This window comes from Silanimonas sp., assembly GCF_027530345.1.
In the GTDB taxonomy this organism is placed as follows: Bacteria; Pseudomonadota; Gammaproteobacteria; order Xanthomonadales; family Xanthomonadaceae; genus Silanimonas.
This window is the reverse complement of record NZ_JAPZQK010000013.1, coordinates 58,706-73,236: the sequence shown is the minus strand read 5'-3', so window position 1 is coordinate 73,236 and position 14,531 is coordinate 58,706. Positions and strand designations below refer to the sequence as shown.

Genomic DNA, 14,531 nt, shown 5'->3' with positions numbered 1-14,531 from the left:
GGCCTTCAGCTTTCCGGGCAACGATGGCGTTGGCGCCTCAGGCGCAGCGGCGCCAGCGCACCTCGGTCCCGCCACTAGTCTCCATCTGCAGGCGGACGTCCCGCAAGAACGGATAGGCGGCGGTGAGCGAACAGGTCGCTTCCATGCCGCGGTCGATGCTGATGCGGGGCCGCAGGGCGACGATCATGGTGCTGCCGCTGGACCAGCTGGCCCGCTGGACCTCCGGCAGCGCGGTGATGGCCTTGGCCAGCGCGCCACGCCGTTCCTCGTCGCTGCCGGCGGCCATGGCTTGCGGGGCAGTTGGTGTGTCGGCGGCCGGGGTGGCCGCCGGGGGCGTGGCGCTCGGCTCCGCGGTAGCGGCGGCTGCCGGTGCGGGAGTCGCGATCGGCGGCGATGACTCCGGTGCGGCGAGCGAGGCGATCGACGACGGATCCAGATTGCCGCCCCACACGACGATGCCGAAGCCGAGCACCGAGGCGCCGATGGTGGCCAGGCGACGCGGACGCTCGACCAAGGCCTCGGCCTCCGCGGCCACGGCCTCCTGCGTTGCAGTGTCGAGGACGTCCCGGACTTTCGACCACACGCTCGGGCCGTCAAGGCAGGCCACCTTCATCCGTGCCGCCTGCGCGAGCGCGTCGCCATCGAGGCTGCCGAGGGTCGCCACGATCACCTCGTCCATCTCCGCCTCCTGGCGGCGGCGCTCGGCGTCCAGCAAGGCGGCTGGGCCGATGAGGCAGCTGGTGCCGTGCTTGTAGATCAGCAGTATCCGGCTGTTGCCGCGGGAAAGATGGCGCTCGGCGAGCGGCATCCCGCTCGGTCCGGTGACCTCAGCGGCCTGCGTGTACCCGTCTTTTTCCAGCGCCTGGACCAGCAGGTCGAGGGCTTCCCGCCAGCGGCGGGCGTCGAGGGCCTCGATGCCGATGCGTTGCGCGTGGGCCCGCTTCTGCACGCGGTCGAACCAGAGCCGGCTGCCGAGCACGAGCGCGATGGCGACCGCGACGGCGATGAGGATCGAAACGACGATGGACATGGGGACCCGCAGTTGGAACAGGCGCAGAGGGTAGCCCGCCGATGGGCACAAAAAAACACGACGCCCGGGGGCGTCGTGTCATTTGGGTGCCCGCGATCCGGGGGCCGTGTGCGGGGAGGGAGCCTACGTCCCCAGGACGGCGGGCGAAACCGGGTTCAGCCCTGCGGCGCGTCGGGAGCAGCGATCGGCGCGAGCGCGGCCTTGCGGGCCTTGGCCGGCTTGGCGGCGGCCTTGGTGCTCGCCTTCTTCACCGGCTTGGCCGCCTTCTTGGCGGGCTTCGCGGCGGCCTTCTTCGCGGCCTTGGCCGGGGCCTTGGCGGCCGGAGCGGCGCCACGCTGCTTCAGGGCGCGGGTGAGCTGGTCGACGCGCTCGGTGAGCTCGACGAGGTCCTCGCGGCTCGGCACGCCGAGGCGGGTCAGGGCGCGCTGCACGCGCTCTTCGAACACCTTCTCGAGGCGGTCCCAAGTGTCGACGGCGCGCTCGCGGACGGTGCCCACGCGCTCTTCGACGGCGTCACGGACCGCATCGACGCGGCCGGTGGCCAGCTTGCGGGTCGCCGTTTCGATCGTGGAGCCTTCCTTGACGAGGGCATCGAACAGCTTCGAGCCTTCGTGCTGGGCGCGCTGGAACGCACCGACGCCGGCCAGCCAGATCTGCTGGGCCGAATCGGCAAGGCCGCGGGAGAGCTGCTCGGCCTTGGCTTGGAGGTCGGCGTTGGACGCCGCGGCCGAGGGGGACTTGCGGGTCGTCTTTTTCAGCTTGGCCATGAGCCTTTCCTGCACCTTGGGTGAGCGTGATGTGCTCGCAGTCTCGGGAGCGTGCCTAGAGCATTCACACCAGAGCTGCGCTCAGGGACGCGCCTTGCGCGAACTGGCGCGCCGCCGCGTGGTGGCCCGCTTCGCCGGGGCCGCCTCGCGCTGCAGCATGGCCTCGACGTCGTCGAGCGAGCGACGCAGCCGGGCCGTGGTTTCGGTTTGCGGGCGACGGCGCCCGACGCCATCCAGGATCGACAGGTGGCGCGCATCGAGGATCTCGTCGCGCAACCGCAAGCCGTGGCGGGCGAACATCGGCCCCAACTGCTCACGGCGCTCGCGCAGGTCTTTCAGCGTGGCGCGGAAGGCGTACTCACAAACCTTCACGCGGTTGTCGTAGCTGAAGACGCTGGTGAAGAACATCTCGCCATCGTCCTCGTCCGGCTCCATGACGACCTGGTCGGTGTCCGGGTACTGGCGGGCGTACTTCTCGAGCCCGACCTGCACGCGCGACTGCAGCAAGGTGCGGAAGGTCTGCGACAGCACGACCGGCAGGCCGCCTTCGGCGAGGCGGTCGAGGCCGGCGGGACGCTTGCCGCCGCGGCTGGCGTTGAACGGAACGAAGGGGTTCACGCCCAGCAGCAGGTCGATGCCTTTGTCGAGCGCCACCGAGGCGTGCATCGTGCGCCGCAGGGCACCGTCCACGAAGTGGTGGTCGCGGATGCAGACCGGCGGGTACAGGCCGGGCAGGGCGGCGCTGGCCTGCACGGCGCGCGAGATCGGAACGTCGTCCCAGTCGCGCGAACCGAAGCGCACGGCTTTGCCGCTGTCGAGGTCGACGGCGACCACGTAGAGCGGGCGGTCGAGTTCGCGGAAGTCGTTGCTGCGCCCTTGGGTCGTGAACAGGCGGCGCAGGAAGGTCTCGACATCGGTGTTGTCGAAGAGGCCATTCGGGATAACGCCGCCCATCCGCGTCAGCAGTTCGCCCAGCGAGGCGTTGGCGGGGTCGGCGAGCGACTCACGGGCCCAGTTCAACAGCAGGCTCGGTGCGCTGGCCGCCCGGCGCAGGTACTCGCCGATGGCCGGTTTCAGGAACATCTCCGGCCTGAAGTGGACGTCGGCGTCGCCGGTGAGGAAGATCCGGCACATCTCCTCGGTGCTGAGGCGGTTCGCGAGGCCGGCGGCGATGAAGGCGCCGGAACTCACGCCGACGTAGCAGTCGAGTCGCGTGAGGTCCAGGCCCTCGATGGCACGGTCGAGCGCACGAAGGGCGCCGAGCTCGTACATCCCCCCGGTCGGGCCGCCACCGGCGATGGCGAGGCCGATGCGGCCCTGGCTGGGCGTTCGGGGTTGGGCAGGCTGGACGACGAGCATCGATTCGCAGACGGTGAAGAAACTCCCCGATTCTACCCACGAACCCGGGGTGCCGTTCTGGCGCCTGCGTCACGGCCGCCGCATGATCGGTGTCCCGACGGCTGCCCGCCACCATGACCGACGACGCCCACCATCGCGCCCGACTGAAATCCGCCATCGCGCGCCGCCTACACTGGCGTGCGGAAGCGTTCCAGCCCGTGCGAAAGGAGAACACCTCGCCGCGGCTCGCGGTGCTGCGCGCCTGGCAGACGCAGCGGCTGGAGCGCAGCTTCGCAGACGTTCTGGCGGACCCGCAGATGCACGCGGCTGGGCGGTTCTTCCTGAGCGACCTCTACGCCGACCGCGACTTCAGTGGCCGCGACCGCGACGTCGACCGGATCATGCCGATCATGGTCCACCTGCTGCCGGAAACCATGCTGCGCGCCGCGCGCGACGCCATCGAGCTGCATGTGCTGAGCCACGCGCTCGACCTGCGCATGGTGCGGGCCATGGACCGCCGTCGACTGTCGAAGCTGGATGCGGTGCGTTACGCCGAGGTCTACCGCGAAGCCGGCCAGCCGCGTCTGCGCCGTCGGCAGATCGCGCTGGTGGTGTCGGTGGGGCGGAGTCTCGACGCGGCCGTGCAGCGCCACGGCGTCCATCGCCTGCTTCGCGCCTCGCGGCTGCCGGCGCGGGCCGCCGGGCTCTCGGAATTGCAGGGCTTCCTCGAGCGGGGCTTCGACGCCTTCGCGAAGCTCGACGGCGCCGACCGCTTCCTCGACCGCGTGGCGCGCGGCGAAGGCGAGGTCAGCCGCCGCCTGTTCGCCGGTGACCCGGATCCCTTCCGCCCCTAGGCGGTGGCGGCGAAGTCCGGCTTCAGCGGAACTGCTCTTCGATCACGCGGTCGATCTCGCGCTCGATCGAGCCCTTCAGCGCGAACAGCAGGAAGCCGAGCCGCACCATGACGTGCACCTCTTTCGCGCTCACCGCGATCTGCCCTTCCACGCCGCTGCGGGTGAACAGCAGGGTGTTGCCCTTCCAGCCGTAGTCCACGTCGAAGCGCTCGGCGATGCGTTCGGCGATGCGCTCCACCTTCGCTTTCGCTTCCTTCAACGGAACCGCATGGCTGCGGCGGATGTCGATGTCGGTCATGGGACCCTCCTGGCCCGCGATTCTGTGCCATGCCGTGGCGCGCCGGCCAGCCCGTGAAGCCTGTGTTACCTTTCGCCGCGCAGGAGGCCCAATGCGACTGACGTTTCCGAACGGCGAGCATGCCGCGGTCAATCTCGAACACGGACAGGTCGGCGTGGGAAGCGCCGCGGGGGGCGGGACGACCGTCGCCATCGCGGGTCTTTCGCCCTTGCACGCCGTGTTCGCGACCGGCCGGCGCGGCAGCTGGCTGACCGTGCCGCAGGAAGCCACGGTGATCGTCAACGCCCGGCCCGTGAAGCGCATCGCCTTCCTCCGCGCCGGCGACCTCGTGTGCCTCGCTGGCGTGCAGGTTCGGGTGGAATCGGACCAGCCGCCGCCGGCACCCGCAAGCCCCGAGATGCCGAGCCGCCACCGGGCACCCGACGATGGCCTCGCGTCCGGTGTCGCGAGGGCGTCATTGCGGGGCCTCAGCGGTGCGTGGTTCGGCCGCTCGCTGCCGCTGGCGTCGCCACGCGTGCTGGGGCGTGGTGCGGGGAGCGATGTCCGCCTCGACGGGGCCGGCCTGCAGGACCGGCACGCGCAAATCGACATCGAGGATGGCGTGGCGGTGCTCCGCACGCTGTCACCGACCGCGGTGGTGCGGGTGAACGGGCATGCGGTCCGGGCCGCGGTGCTGGCGCAGGGCGACCAGTTGGAACTCGGCGACCAACGATTCATCCTCGAGGCTCCTGGTCTCGGCAAGGGCGGCGAGGCGGGCGATACACCGGTGCCGGCGCGCCGCGACACCTCGACGCCGACCTCCTTGCCATCGATCAACGTGCCGCATCCGGCCCCGGCGACGCCGGTGGCGAAACGCGACCTCAGCGGCCTGTACCTCTTGGTCGCCGCCGCGGCCGCGCTGGCCGCCGCCCTGACGGCCTTCTTCGTCTACGCGCCGAAGGGTTGATCCCGCAGCCGCTTGATGCCCAAACGGGCATTTCGAGATTCGACTCTAATTCCCTTGCCTACTGTCGACGGAATGTCGACGCGTGCTAGCGTCGTTCTTTCGTCCATGGGAGGTGTGGTGATGTCGCGGGGATTCAATTTCAGTGCCGGTCCGGCCGTCCTTCCGGAGCCGGTGCTGCGCCGGGCGCAGGCCGAACTGCTCGAGTGGGGTGGTGAGCGCGCCTCGGTGATGGAAGTGTCGCACCGCGGCAAGGCGTTCATCGCCCTCGCCGAGAAGGCCGAGGCTGACCTCCGCGCGCTTATGGGCGTCCCCGACGACTACGCCGTGCTGTTCCTGCAGGGCGGCGCGACCACGCACTTCGCCCTGCTGCCGATGAACCTGGCCGCCGCCGGCCAGCGTGCCGATTACCTCGTCACCGGCGCCTGGAGCAAGAAGGCCGCCAGCGAGGCCAAGCCCCATGCAGCCGTGAGCGTCATCGCCGATACCGCTGCGTCGACGTACACCACGTTGCCGGCGCCGGGCAGCTATGCGATCGATCCGTCGGCCGCCTACGTGCATCTCGTGGCCAACGAGACGATCCATGGCGTCGAGTTCGCCGATGCCATCGACACCGGCGGCGTGCCGCTGGTGGCCGATTTCAGCTCGTCGATCCTGTCGCGCCCGATCGATGTTTCGAAGTACGGCGTCATCTACGCCGGCGCTCAGAAAAACATCGGGCCCTCGGGCCTCGTGGTGATGGTGGTCCGCAAGGACCTGCTGGAGCGGGCCGGCCAGCCGCGCGCGAAGATCCTCAGCTACAAGGAGCACGCGGCGCAGGGCTCGATGCTCAACACGCCGCCGACGTTCAGCTGGTACCTCGCCGGCCTCGTCTTCGAGTGGATGCTGGAGCAGGGAGGCCTCGCCACCTTCGAAGCCAACAACCGCCGCAAGGCCGAAGCCCTGTACACCGCCATCGACGGCAGCGGCGGCTTCTACCGCAACCCGGTGGCGCTGGACGCGCGCTCGCTGATGAATGTGCCCTTCATGCTGAAGGACGCCGCGCTCGACGCTGCCTTCCTGAAGGAATCGGAGGCTGCCGGCCTGCTGGCGCTGAAGGGCCATCGCGACCTCGGTGGCATGCGCGCCTCGATCTACAACGCGCTGCCGTACGAGGCCGTGGCCGCCCTGGTCGACTTCATGGGCGACTTCGCCAAGCGGCACGGGTGAGCCATGGCTGACGAACCGCAAACGACGGCCGGGGAGGGCGGTGTGCCGCTCGACCTCGGCCAGGTCCGGGCCCGCATCGACGGGATCGACGAGACCATCCAGCAGCTGATCGCCGAGCGCGCCCGCTGGGCGCAGCAGGTCGGTCGGGCCAAGGGCCCGCTGAAGGCCGCCGTCGACTACTACCGCCCCGAGCGCGAGGCGCAGGTGTTGCGCCGCGTCGTCGACCGCAACGAGGGGCCGCTGGCGGACGAGGTGCTGGTGCGCCTCTTCCGCGAAATCATGTCGGCCTGCCTGGCCCAGCAGGAGCCGCTGAAAGTCGGCTACCTCGGCCCGGAAGGCACTTTTTCGCAGCAGGCCGTGCACAAGCACTTCGGCCATTCGGCCAAGGGCCTGCCGCTCGCCAGCATCGAGGAAGTGTTCCAGGAGGTCGACGCCGGCAATGCCGATTTCGGCGTGGTGCCGGTCGAGAACTCGGGGCAGGGCACGATCCAGTCGACGCTGGACATGTTCCTGACCTCCTCGCTGAAGATCTGCGGCGAGGTCGAGCTGGGCATCCACCAGTACCTTCTGGGGCGCACCGGCCGCATCGAGGACATCGAGCGCGTTTACGCGCACCCGCAATCGCTGGCCCAGTGCAAGGCGTGGCTGCGCGCGAATCTCCCGAAGGCCGAACTGGTACCGACGCCGAGCAATGCCGACGCGGCCCGCCGCGCCCGCAATGCCGATGATGCGGCTGCGCTGGCGGGCGAGTCGGCGGGCCACGTGTATGGCCTGAAGACGATCGCTGGCCCGGCCAACGACCGCGCCGACAACACCACGCGCTTCCTCGTGCTCGGCCGCGAACTGCTCCCGACTTGTGGCCATGACCGCACCTCGCTGCTGGTTTTCGTCAACGACCAGCCGGGCGCGCTGTTCGGCATCCTCAAGCCCTTCGCCGACGTCGGCCTGTCGCTGAACCGCATCGAGTCCCGCCCGGCGCACACCCGGCGCTGGGAGTACGCCTTCTTCATCGACGTCTCGGGCCACGTGGACCAGCCGGAGATGCAGGCAGCACTGCAGCAGCTCGGGGCGTTCGCTTCGACCGTGAAGATCCTGGGCAGCTACCCGGTGGCGGTGCTCTGATGGCGGGCGTCCCGACGGACGCCGGCGCCCCTGCGCCGGCCCGCGACTTCAGCGCGCTGGCCAGCCCGGGCATCCGAGGCCTCGCCAGCTATGACCCCGGCCATGACATCGTGGCCCTGCGGAACAAGGCCGGTGAGCACGGGTTGCTCGAACTCGGCGGCAACGAGAGCGCCTGGGGCGCCAGTCTGCTGGCCATGGCCGCACTGCGCTCCGAGCTCGATACGCTCGAGCTCTACCCGGACCCGCGCGGCGGCGTGCTCAAGCACGCGCTGGCGGAGGCCTTCGGGGTTCCGCGCGAGCAGCTGCTGCTCGGCAACGGCACCCATGAGCTGCTGATGCAGGTGGCGCAGGTCTTCGCCGGACCGGAGCGCCCGGTACTGGTCTCGCGCTACTGCTTCGCCGTCTACCCGCTGGCCGCGCAAGCCGCCAACGCCCGTCTCGATGTGGTCGAGGCCCTGCCCAAGGACCACTCGACCCAGCCGCGCGGCCACGACATCGACGCGATGATCGCCGCCCTGACGCCAGCCCACGGCCTGGTGATGCTGGCCAACCCGAACAACCCGACCGGCACATGGCTCACGTCGGCCCAGATCGAACGCCTGCTGCAGGCGGCCGGCCCGGACACGCTGGTGGTGCTCGACGAGGCTTACGGGGAGTTCCTTGACCAGCCTGGATGCGAATCCGCTTTAAGTTTACTTCTTAAGTATCCGAATCTATTGGTGACGCGCACCTTCTCGAAGCTGCACGGTCTCGCCGCGCTGCGCGTTGGTGTGCTGGTGGCCGACCCCGGCGTCGTGGCCGTCATGGAGCGCGTCCGGGAGAGCTTCAACGTCAACAGCCCCGGCCTTGCGGCCGCGGCCGCGGCGTTGAAGGACGAGGCGCACATCGCCACCGTGCTGCACGAGACGGCCGGCAACCGCGAGGCCTTGGCCATCGAGTTGAAGGCGCGTGGTTGGTTCGTCCACCCGTCGCAGACCAACTTCCTGCTGGTCGACTTCGGCACGCCGGAGACCGCCGTCGCCATCGACCGAGGCCTGCTCGCACGCGACATCGTGGTCCGGCCCATGCGGGGCTACGGCCTGCCGCAGTGCCTTCGTATTACGGTGGGCAAGGTCGAGCAGAACGCCCGGCTCTTGAAGGCGCTTGATGCCGTGATGGCCGAAGCCGGACTGTCGGCGCCTGGCGTCGGGGCTTCCGCATGAGCGGCGGCAGCGCGACGTGGATCGCTGCCGCGGGCCGTCCGCTGACCGGGCGGCTCCGCGTCCCCGGGGACAAGTCGGTCTCGCACCGCTCGGTGATGCTTGGCGCGCTGGCAGAGGGCACCACCCGCGTCACCGGCTTCCTCGAAGGCGAGGACACGATCGCAACGGCCGCGATCCTGCAGCGCCTCGGCGTGCGGATCGAGGTGCTGGCCAAGGGGGAGCGCATCGTCCATGGCGTCGGGCTGCACGGCCTCCGGGCCGCCGAGGGGCCCCTGGACTGCGGCAACGCGGGTACCGGCATGCGCCTGCTGGCCGGCCTGCTGGCCGGGCAGGCCTTCGAGAGCACGCTGGTCGGCGACGCCTCCCTGAGCAAGCGGCCGATGCGCCGGGTCATCGAACCTTTGGCGCGGATGGGCGCGCGGATCGACAGCGAAGGCGGCCTGCCGCCGCTGCGAATTCGCGCGAAGAATGTGTTGCAAGGCATTGATTATGAATGCCCTGTCGCCAGCGCGCAGGTGAAGTCCGCGATCCTTCTCTCCGGCCTTTACGCCGAGGGCCCGACCACGGTCCGCGAGCCGCACCCGACCCGCGACTACACCGAGCGGATGCTCTCCGCCTTCGGGGCCGACATCGATTTCGCACCGGGCATCGCCACCTTGCGCCCTGGTCGGACCTTGAGGGCCACGTCGGTCGATGTCCCGGCTGACTTCAGTTCCGCCGCGTTCTTCCTGGTGGCCGCCAGTGTCATTCCCGGCTCGCACCTGGTACTTGAGCGGGTGGGGGTGAATCCGCGACGCACGGGGCTCCTCGAGGCGCTGCGCCTGATGGGGGCGGATCTGGTGGTTCGTGCAGCGGGCGAGCAGGGTGGCGAGCCGGTCGCCGACATCGAGGTCCGGGCCGCCCGCCTTCGTGGTGCGGCCATCCCGGAAGCGCTGGTTCCCGACATGATCGACGAGTTCCCGGCCCTGTTCACGGCCGCTGCGCTCGCCGAAGGCACGACCGTCGTCAGCGGCGCGGCCGAGCTTCGGGTGAAGGAGTCCGATCGCATCGCAGTGATGGCCGCAGGCCTTCGTGCCCTCGGCGCGGTCATTGACGAGACGCCTGACGGTTCCGTGATCACCGGCAGCGGCTTCACTGCGAATGCCGCTGCCACGCCCAGCGAGTCGCGATCCGGGCGACTCCGCGGCGGTCGGGCCGACAGCCGAGGCGACCACCGCATCGCGATGAGCCTGGCTATTGCGGCCCAGTGCACCGAGGGCGACGTCGTCATCGATGATGTCGCGAACGTCGCGACCTCCTTCCCGGGCTTCGATGCGCTGGCGCGCGGGGTCGGGTTCGGGCTGCGACTCGCGTAGACTGCCGCCCCGCATGAGTCCTTCGACCTCCCGCGGCCGCGATCCGGCCACCGCCGCCGGCGCTCCCGCGCCCGTCCTCACCATCGACGGGCCGTCGGGTTCGGGCAAGGGCACCGTCAGCCGCATGGTTGCCCATGCGCTCGGCTGGCATTACCTCGATTCCGGCGCGCTCTATCGCGCGGTTGGCCTGGCCGCCGCCTGGGAGCAGATCGACCTCTCGGACGCCGAAGCCGTGGCCGCTTGCGCATCGCGGACCGTTATCCGCTTCGATGGCGACGGTGAGGGCGAGCCCAAGGTCTGGGTGAACGGCAAGGACGCAACCCACCAGCTGCGCATGGAAACCGCCGGTGCCGCGGCCTCCGCGATCGCTGCTCACCCGCCTGTTCGCAGCACGTTGACCGATCTTCAGTGCAGTTTCCGCGCCGATCCGGGTCTTGTGGCCGATGGTCGCGACATGGGGACGGTCATCTTCCCGGACGCCCCCTTCAAGGTCTTCCTGACCGCCAGCGCCGAAGAGCGCGCCCATCGGCGGCATAAGCAGTTGAAGGAAAAGGGAGTTTCTGTTAATTTCGACAGTCTTCTGCACGAAATCTCGGCTCGCGACGAACGCGATGCCAGCCGTGCGGTGGCGCCCCTGAAACCCGCATCCGATGCGCTTTTCCTGGATTCCACCGGTCGGTCGATCGGCGAGGTGGTCCAGCACGTCCTGGCGCTCGTTCCCGAATCGATGCGACGGCCCTGAGGGCCCACGACGGCGCGCATCGTCCGCCGGGACCACGTACCGAAGAACCGCTCCGGCGCGCATCCCGCACGCCGGTTTTCCCACGCATCGCAAGATGCATTGCAGGTGGGCGCGTCGCGCAGGAATGCGGACGAAAGCCTGATGTCCAACCAGAGAAACTCCAATGACTGAATCATTTGCCGAACTGTTCGAACAGAGCCAGACCGCGCTCAACAAGCTGAAGCCGGGCGCCATCGTGTCGGGCGTCGTCGTCGAGATCCGCAACGACGTCGTCGTCGTGAACGCCGGCCTGAAGTCCGAGGGCATCGTCCCGATCGAACAGTTCCGTAACGAAGCCGGCGAGCTGGAAGTCAGCGTCGGCGACACCGTCAAGGTGGCGCTGGACTCGCTCGAGAACGGCTTCGGCGAAACCGTGCTGTCGCGCGAGAAGGCCAAGCGCGCCATGGTGTGGGACGAGCTCGAAGAGGCGATGGAAAAAGCCGAGACCGTCACCGGCCGCATCAGCGGCAAGGTCAAGGGCGGCTTCACCGTCGACATCCGCGACGTCCGCGCGTTCCTGCCGGGCTCGCTGGTCGACGTCCGTCCGGTCCGCGACCCGGTCTACCTCGAGGGCAAGGAACTCGAGTTCAAGATCATCAAGCTCGACCGCAAGCGCAACAACGTGGTCGTGTCGCGCCGCGCCGTCGTCGAGTCGGAGCACTCGGAAGAGCGCGAGCAGCTGCTCGAGCGCCTGCAGGAAGGCGCGATCGTCACCGGCGTCGTCAAGAACCTCACCGACTACGGCGCGTTCGTGGACCTCGGCGGCATCGACGGCCTGCTGCACATCACGGACATGGCGTGGAAGCGCGTCCGCCACCCGTCGGAAGTCGTCAACGTCGGCGACGAGCTCCAGGTCCGCGTGCTGAAGTTCGACCGCGAGCGCAACCGCGTCTCGCTCGGCCTCAAGCAGCTCGGCGAAGATCCGTGGGACAACATCGCCCGCCGCTACCCGAACGGCGCCCGCGTGTTCGGCAAGGTCTCGAACGTCACTGATTACGGCGCGTTCGTCGAGATCGAGCCGGGCGTCGAAGGCCTCGTCCACGTGTCGGAGATGGACTGGACCAACAAGAACGTCAACCCGTCGAAGGTCGTCCAGCTGGGCGACGAGACCCAGGTCATGATCCTGGACGTCGACGCGGAGCGTCGCCGCATCTCGCTCGGCATGAAGCAGTGCACGCCGAACCCGTGGGAAGCGTTCGCGGCGATGAACAAGAAGAACGACAAGGTCTCGGGCCAGGTCAAGTCGATCACCGACTTCGGCATCTTCATCGGCCTGGAAGGCGGCATCGACGGCCTCGTCCACCTGTCGGACATCAGCTGGAACACCACCGGCGAAGACATCGTCCGCAACTTCAAGAAGGGCGACACCGTCGAGGCCGTCGTCCTCGCCGTGGACCCGGAGCGCGAGCGCATCTCGCTGGGCATCAAGCAGATGGAGCAGGACCCGTTCGGTTCCTTCGTGGCCCAGCGCCAGAAGGGTGCGATCGTGAACGGCACCGTCAAGGAAGTGGACGCCCGTGGCGCCACGGTCGATCTGGGTGATGGCGTCGAGGGCTACATCCGCGCCTCGGACATCGCCAAGGAGCGCGTGGAAGACGCCAGCCAGCACCTGAAGGTCGGCGACAGCATCGAAGCCAAGATCGTCGGTACGGACCGCAAGAGCCGCGTGCTGCAGCTCTCGATCCGCGCCAAGGACGAGGCCGAGGTGCAGGAGACGCTCGCCGAGTACAACAAGTCGGCGGCGGAAGCCTCCAGCGGCACCACCAAGCTGGGCGCGCTGCTGCGCGAGCAGCTGGGCAACCGCGAGTAATCGAAGCGACAACGGCGGCCCGGGTTCGCCCGGGCCGCTGCCCCTGAATGCGGCCGTCGAAGGGATCGATGACCAAGTCCGAACTGATCGAGGCGTTGGCGCTCCGCCAGCCCCATCTGAAGCCCGAAGACGTCGAGCTGGCGGTCAAGTCCCTGCTCGAGATGATGAGCGACTCGCTCACGACCGGGCAGCGCATCGAAGTGCGCGGGTTCGGCAGTTTCTCCCTGCATTTCCGCCCGCCGCGGCTGGGCCGCAACCCGAAGACCGGCGAGAGCGTCGAGCTGCCGGGCAAGTACGTCCCGCACTTCAAGCCGGGCAAGGAACTTCGCGAGCGCGTGAACCCCGTGGTTCCCGAATCGCCCTGATCCGTCGATAATCCCGCGATCCTCCGCAACGGCGTGGTCGCATGCGTCTGATCCGCATCCTGCTGGCCTTCCTCTGCATCGCGTTCGGCATCGGTGTCGTCGCGCTGAACGCCGAGGCCGTGCACCTCGACCTGCTGTGGATCGAGTTCTCCCTGCCCCTGGGCCTGCTGCTGCTTTCCATCCTGCTGCTCGGCGCCCTGCTGGGCGGCATGGCCGCCTTGCTGTCGCGTGGCGAGGCGTCCACCCCGGCCGCTCCGGCCGAAGACGACGAGGCGTCGGCCGGATGATCAGCGTCTGGTGGGTCCTGCTGCTGGTGCCCGCGATCGGCATGGCCGGGTGGTACCTCGGGCAGCGTGGCAGCGAGCGTCGCGGTGGCGCCCGCATCTCCAAGCTCTCGGCCACCTATTTCCGCGGCCTGAACTACCTGCTCAACGAGCAGCAGGACAAGGCCATCGAGGTCTTCCTGCAGATCGCCGAGCGCGACAAGGAAACGCTGGAAACCCAGTTCACGCTCGGCACGCTGTTCCGCCGTCGCGGCGAGGTGGACCGGGCCATCCGCCTGCACCAGAGCGTGATCTCGCGGCCGGGCCTCTCGGACGAGCAGAAGACACGCGCGATCCTCGCGCTGGGCGAGGACTACATGCGCGCTGGCTTGCTGGACCGCGCGGAAACCCTGTTCGCCGACCTGGTGAAGCTGGGCTCGGCCGCACCGCAGGCCCTGCGCCACCTGATGTCGATCTACCAGGCCGAGCGCGACTGGCAGCAGGCCATCGACCATGCGCGCCGCTACGAGCAGGCCACGCACGAGCCGATGGGCAAGCTGATCGCCCAGTTCGAATGCGAGCTCGCCGAGAAAGCGCGGCTGAAGGGCGATGGGGCGCTGGCCCGGCAGCACCTCGAGCGGGCGCATGCCGCCGACGCCAACAGCGTGCGCGCCGCCCTGCTGGAAGGACAGATCGAATTGGCCGAAGGCAACGACGGTGCGGCGATCCGTGCCTATGAGCGTGCCGCGCGACAGGACATCGAATTCCTCCCCGAAGTGTTGCCGCCGCTGTTGGCGGCTTACGACCGGGGCGACGATCCGGCGCGGGCGCGGAGCTTCCTGCTGGAGATGGTCGAACGCTACCGCGGCGTCTCGCCGGCACTGGCCTTGGCGCGCCGGCTCGAAACCGAGGAAGGGGCTGGCGTGGCCCTCGAGTTCCTGCGCAAGCACCTGCGGCAACGGCCGTCGATCCGCGGCGAGGCGGCGCTGATCGAGCTCGCGCTGCGCAGCGAGAGCGACGACGCGCGCGGGTTGCTGGTGGCCCTGCAACAGATCAACGAGCAACTGATCGTCCGCTCGCCGGGCTATCGCTGCCAGAGCTGCGGCTTTGGCGCGCGCGCACACCATTGGCAATGCCCGAGCTGCAAGCAGTGGGCGTCGATCAAGCCGCTGCCGCACGTGGCCATCGAGTGAG

15 protein-coding genes are annotated in these 14,531 nt (G+C 69.1%); 11 read left to right on the top strand and 4 right to left on the bottom strand.

From position 1 onward, the window contains the following. Nucleotides 1-37: 37 nt before the first annotated feature. The 3 genes from O9255_RS07810 to O9255_RS07800 all read right to left on the bottom strand — a co-directional run bounded on the left by O9255_RS07810 (nucleotide 38) and on the right by O9255_RS07800 (nucleotide 3,156). Nucleotides 38-1,030: a hypothetical protein gene (locus O9255_RS07810; RefSeq protein WP_297866294.1), complete on the bottom strand. Its 993-nt coding sequence runs from the start codon at nucleotides 1,028-1,030 to the stop codon at nucleotides 38-40. A gap of 155 nt (nucleotides 1,031-1,185) precedes the next feature. Further along, nucleotides 1,186-1,797 carry a phasin family protein gene (locus O9255_RS07805; protein ID WP_297866293.1) on the bottom strand — a complete coding sequence of 204 codons (612 nt, stop codon included), beginning with the start codon at nucleotides 1,795-1,797 and terminating at the stop codon, nucleotides 1,186-1,188. A gap of 81 nt (nucleotides 1,798-1,878) precedes the next feature. Then, entirely contained in the window at nucleotides 1,879-3,156 is a 1,278-nt protein-coding gene (locus O9255_RS07800; RefSeq protein ID WP_297866292.1) for a patatin-like phospholipase family protein, read from the bottom strand. 113 nt (nucleotides 3,157-3,269) lie between these two features. Here O9255_RS07800 and O9255_RS07795 point away from each other — a divergent pair, with 113 nt between their 5' ends. Next, complete coding sequence (locus O9255_RS07795; RefSeq protein ID WP_297866291.1) at nucleotides 3,270-3,989, top strand: hypothetical protein; 720 nt, start codon at nucleotides 3,270-3,272, stop codon at nucleotides 3,987-3,989. A gap of 22 nt (nucleotides 3,990-4,011) precedes the next feature. Here the strand turns inward: O9255_RS07795 and O9255_RS07790 are convergent, their stop codons facing one another. Next, nucleotides 4,012-4,287 carry a polyhydroxyalkanoic acid system family protein gene (locus tag O9255_RS07790; RefSeq protein ID WP_297866290.1) on the bottom strand — a complete coding sequence of 92 codons (276 nt, stop codon included), beginning with the start codon at nucleotides 4,285-4,287 and terminating at the stop codon, nucleotides 4,012-4,014. Between the two features lie 91 nt (nucleotides 4,288-4,378). On the opposite strand from O9255_RS07790, the gene O9255_RS07785 reads away from it, so the two are divergent. The 10 genes from O9255_RS07785 (at nucleotide 4,379) to lapB (ending at nucleotide 14,530) form a co-directional block, all read left to right on the top strand. Next, on the top strand, nucleotides 4,379-5,233 hold the full coding sequence (locus O9255_RS07785) for an FHA domain-containing protein (protein WP_297866289.1): 855 nt from the start codon (nucleotides 4,379-4,381) through the stop codon (nucleotides 5,231-5,233). A 120-nt stretch (nucleotides 5,234-5,353) separates the two neighbouring features. Further along, nucleotides 5,354-6,439 carry a 3-phosphoserine/phosphohydroxythreonine transaminase gene (gene serC, locus O9255_RS07780; RefSeq protein ID WP_297866288.1) on the top strand — a complete coding sequence of 362 codons (1,086 nt, stop codon included), beginning with the start codon at nucleotides 5,354-5,356 and terminating at the stop codon, nucleotides 6,437-6,439. Between the two features lie 3 nt (nucleotides 6,440-6,442). Continuing rightward, nucleotides 6,443-7,561: a prephenate dehydratase gene (gene pheA / locus O9255_RS07775; RefSeq protein ID WP_297866287.1), complete on the top strand. Its 1,119-nt coding sequence runs from the start codon at nucleotides 6,443-6,445 to the stop codon at nucleotides 7,559-7,561. Continuing rightward, nucleotides 7,561-8,763 (top strand): histidinol-phosphate transaminase, encoded by a 1,203-nt coding sequence (gene hisC, locus O9255_RS07770; protein WP_297866286.1) that lies wholly within the window; start codon nucleotides 7,561-7,563, stop codon nucleotides 8,761-8,763. The genes pheA and hisC overlap by 1 nt, the downstream gene beginning before the upstream one ends. Beyond that, complete coding sequence (gene aroA, locus O9255_RS07765) at nucleotides 8,760-10,118, top strand: 3-phosphoshikimate 1-carboxyvinyltransferase (RefSeq protein ID WP_297866285.1); 1,359 nt, start codon at nucleotides 8,760-8,762, stop codon at nucleotides 10,116-10,118. Before hisC ends, aroA begins: the two co-directional genes overlap by 4 nt. A 13-nt stretch (nucleotides 10,119-10,131) precedes the next feature. Continuing rightward, nucleotides 10,132-10,860 carry a (d)CMP kinase gene (gene cmk / locus O9255_RS07760; protein ID WP_297866284.1) on the top strand — a complete coding sequence of 243 codons (729 nt, stop codon included), beginning with the start codon at nucleotides 10,132-10,134 and terminating at the stop codon, nucleotides 10,858-10,860. A 163-nt stretch (nucleotides 10,861-11,023) separates the two neighbouring features. Continuing rightward, nucleotides 11,024-12,709, top strand: coding sequence for a 30S ribosomal protein S1 (gene rpsA / locus O9255_RS07755; RefSeq protein ID WP_297866283.1), 1,686 nt, complete (start codon nucleotides 11,024-11,026; stop codon nucleotides 12,707-12,709). Between the two features lie 68 nt (nucleotides 12,710-12,777). Further along, entirely contained in the window at nucleotides 12,778-13,074 is a 297-nt protein-coding gene (locus O9255_RS07750) for an integration host factor subunit beta (protein ID WP_297866282.1), read from the top strand. 41 nt (nucleotides 13,075-13,115) lie between these two features. After that, complete coding sequence (locus O9255_RS07745) at nucleotides 13,116-13,361, top strand: lipopolysaccharide assembly protein LapA domain-containing protein (protein WP_297866281.1); 246 nt, start codon at nucleotides 13,116-13,118, stop codon at nucleotides 13,359-13,361. Beyond that, nucleotides 13,358-14,530, top strand: coding sequence for a lipopolysaccharide assembly protein LapB (lapB, locus tag O9255_RS07740; protein ID WP_297866280.1), 1,173 nt, complete (start codon nucleotides 13,358-13,360; stop codon nucleotides 14,528-14,530). Before O9255_RS07745 ends, lapB begins: the two co-directional genes overlap by 4 nt. The last annotated feature ends 1 nt before the right edge of the window (nucleotide 14,531 follow it).

What these genes read in the sequence shown, in the direction of transcription:
- O9255_RS07810 (WP_297866294.1), bottom strand. Translation starts at nt 1,030, where the DNA reads ATGTCCATCGTCGTTTCGATCCTCATCGCCGTCGCGGTCGCCATCGCG.
- O9255_RS07805 (WP_297866293.1), bottom strand. Translation starts at nt 1,797, where the DNA reads ATGGCCAAGCTGAAAAAGACGACCCGCAAGTCCCCCTCGGCCGCGGCG.
- O9255_RS07800 (WP_297866292.1), bottom strand. Translation starts at nt 3,156, where the DNA reads ATGCTCGTCGTCCAGCCTGCCCAACCCCGAACGCCCAGCCAGGGCCGC.
- O9255_RS07795 (WP_297866291.1), top strand. Translation starts at nt 3,270, where the DNA reads ATGACCGACGACGCCCACCATCGCGCCCGACTGAAATCCGCCATCGCG.
- O9255_RS07790 (WP_297866290.1), bottom strand. Translation starts at nt 4,287, where the DNA reads ATGACCGACATCGACATCCGCCGCAGCCATGCGGTTCCGTTGAAGGAA.
- O9255_RS07785 (WP_297866289.1), top strand. Translation starts at nt 4,379, where the DNA reads ATGCGACTGACGTTTCCGAACGGCGAGCATGCCGCGGTCAATCTCGAA.
- serC (WP_297866288.1), top strand. Translation starts at nt 5,354, where the DNA reads ATGTCGCGGGGATTCAATTTCAGTGCCGGTCCGGCCGTCCTTCCGGAG.
- pheA (WP_297866287.1), top strand. Translation starts at nt 6,443, where the DNA reads ATGGCTGACGAACCGCAAACGACGGCCGGGGAGGGCGGTGTGCCGCTC.
- hisC (WP_297866286.1), top strand. Translation starts at nt 7,561, where the DNA reads ATGGCGGGCGTCCCGACGGACGCCGGCGCCCCTGCGCCGGCCCGCGAC.
- aroA (WP_297866285.1), top strand. Translation starts at nt 8,760, where the DNA reads ATGAGCGGCGGCAGCGCGACGTGGATCGCTGCCGCGGGCCGTCCGCTG.
- cmk (WP_297866284.1), top strand. Translation starts at nt 10,132, where the DNA reads ATGAGTCCTTCGACCTCCCGCGGCCGCGATCCGGCCACCGCCGCCGGC.
- rpsA (WP_297866283.1), top strand. Translation starts at nt 11,024, where the DNA reads ATGACTGAATCATTTGCCGAACTGTTCGAACAGAGCCAGACCGCGCTC.
- O9255_RS07750 (WP_297866282.1), top strand. Translation starts at nt 12,778, where the DNA reads ATGACCAAGTCCGAACTGATCGAGGCGTTGGCGCTCCGCCAGCCCCAT.
- O9255_RS07745 (WP_297866281.1), top strand. Translation starts at nt 13,116, where the DNA reads ATGCGTCTGATCCGCATCCTGCTGGCCTTCCTCTGCATCGCGTTCGGC.
- lapB (WP_297866280.1), top strand. Translation starts at nt 13,358, where the DNA reads ATGATCAGCGTCTGGTGGGTCCTGCTGCTGGTGCCCGCGATCGGCATG.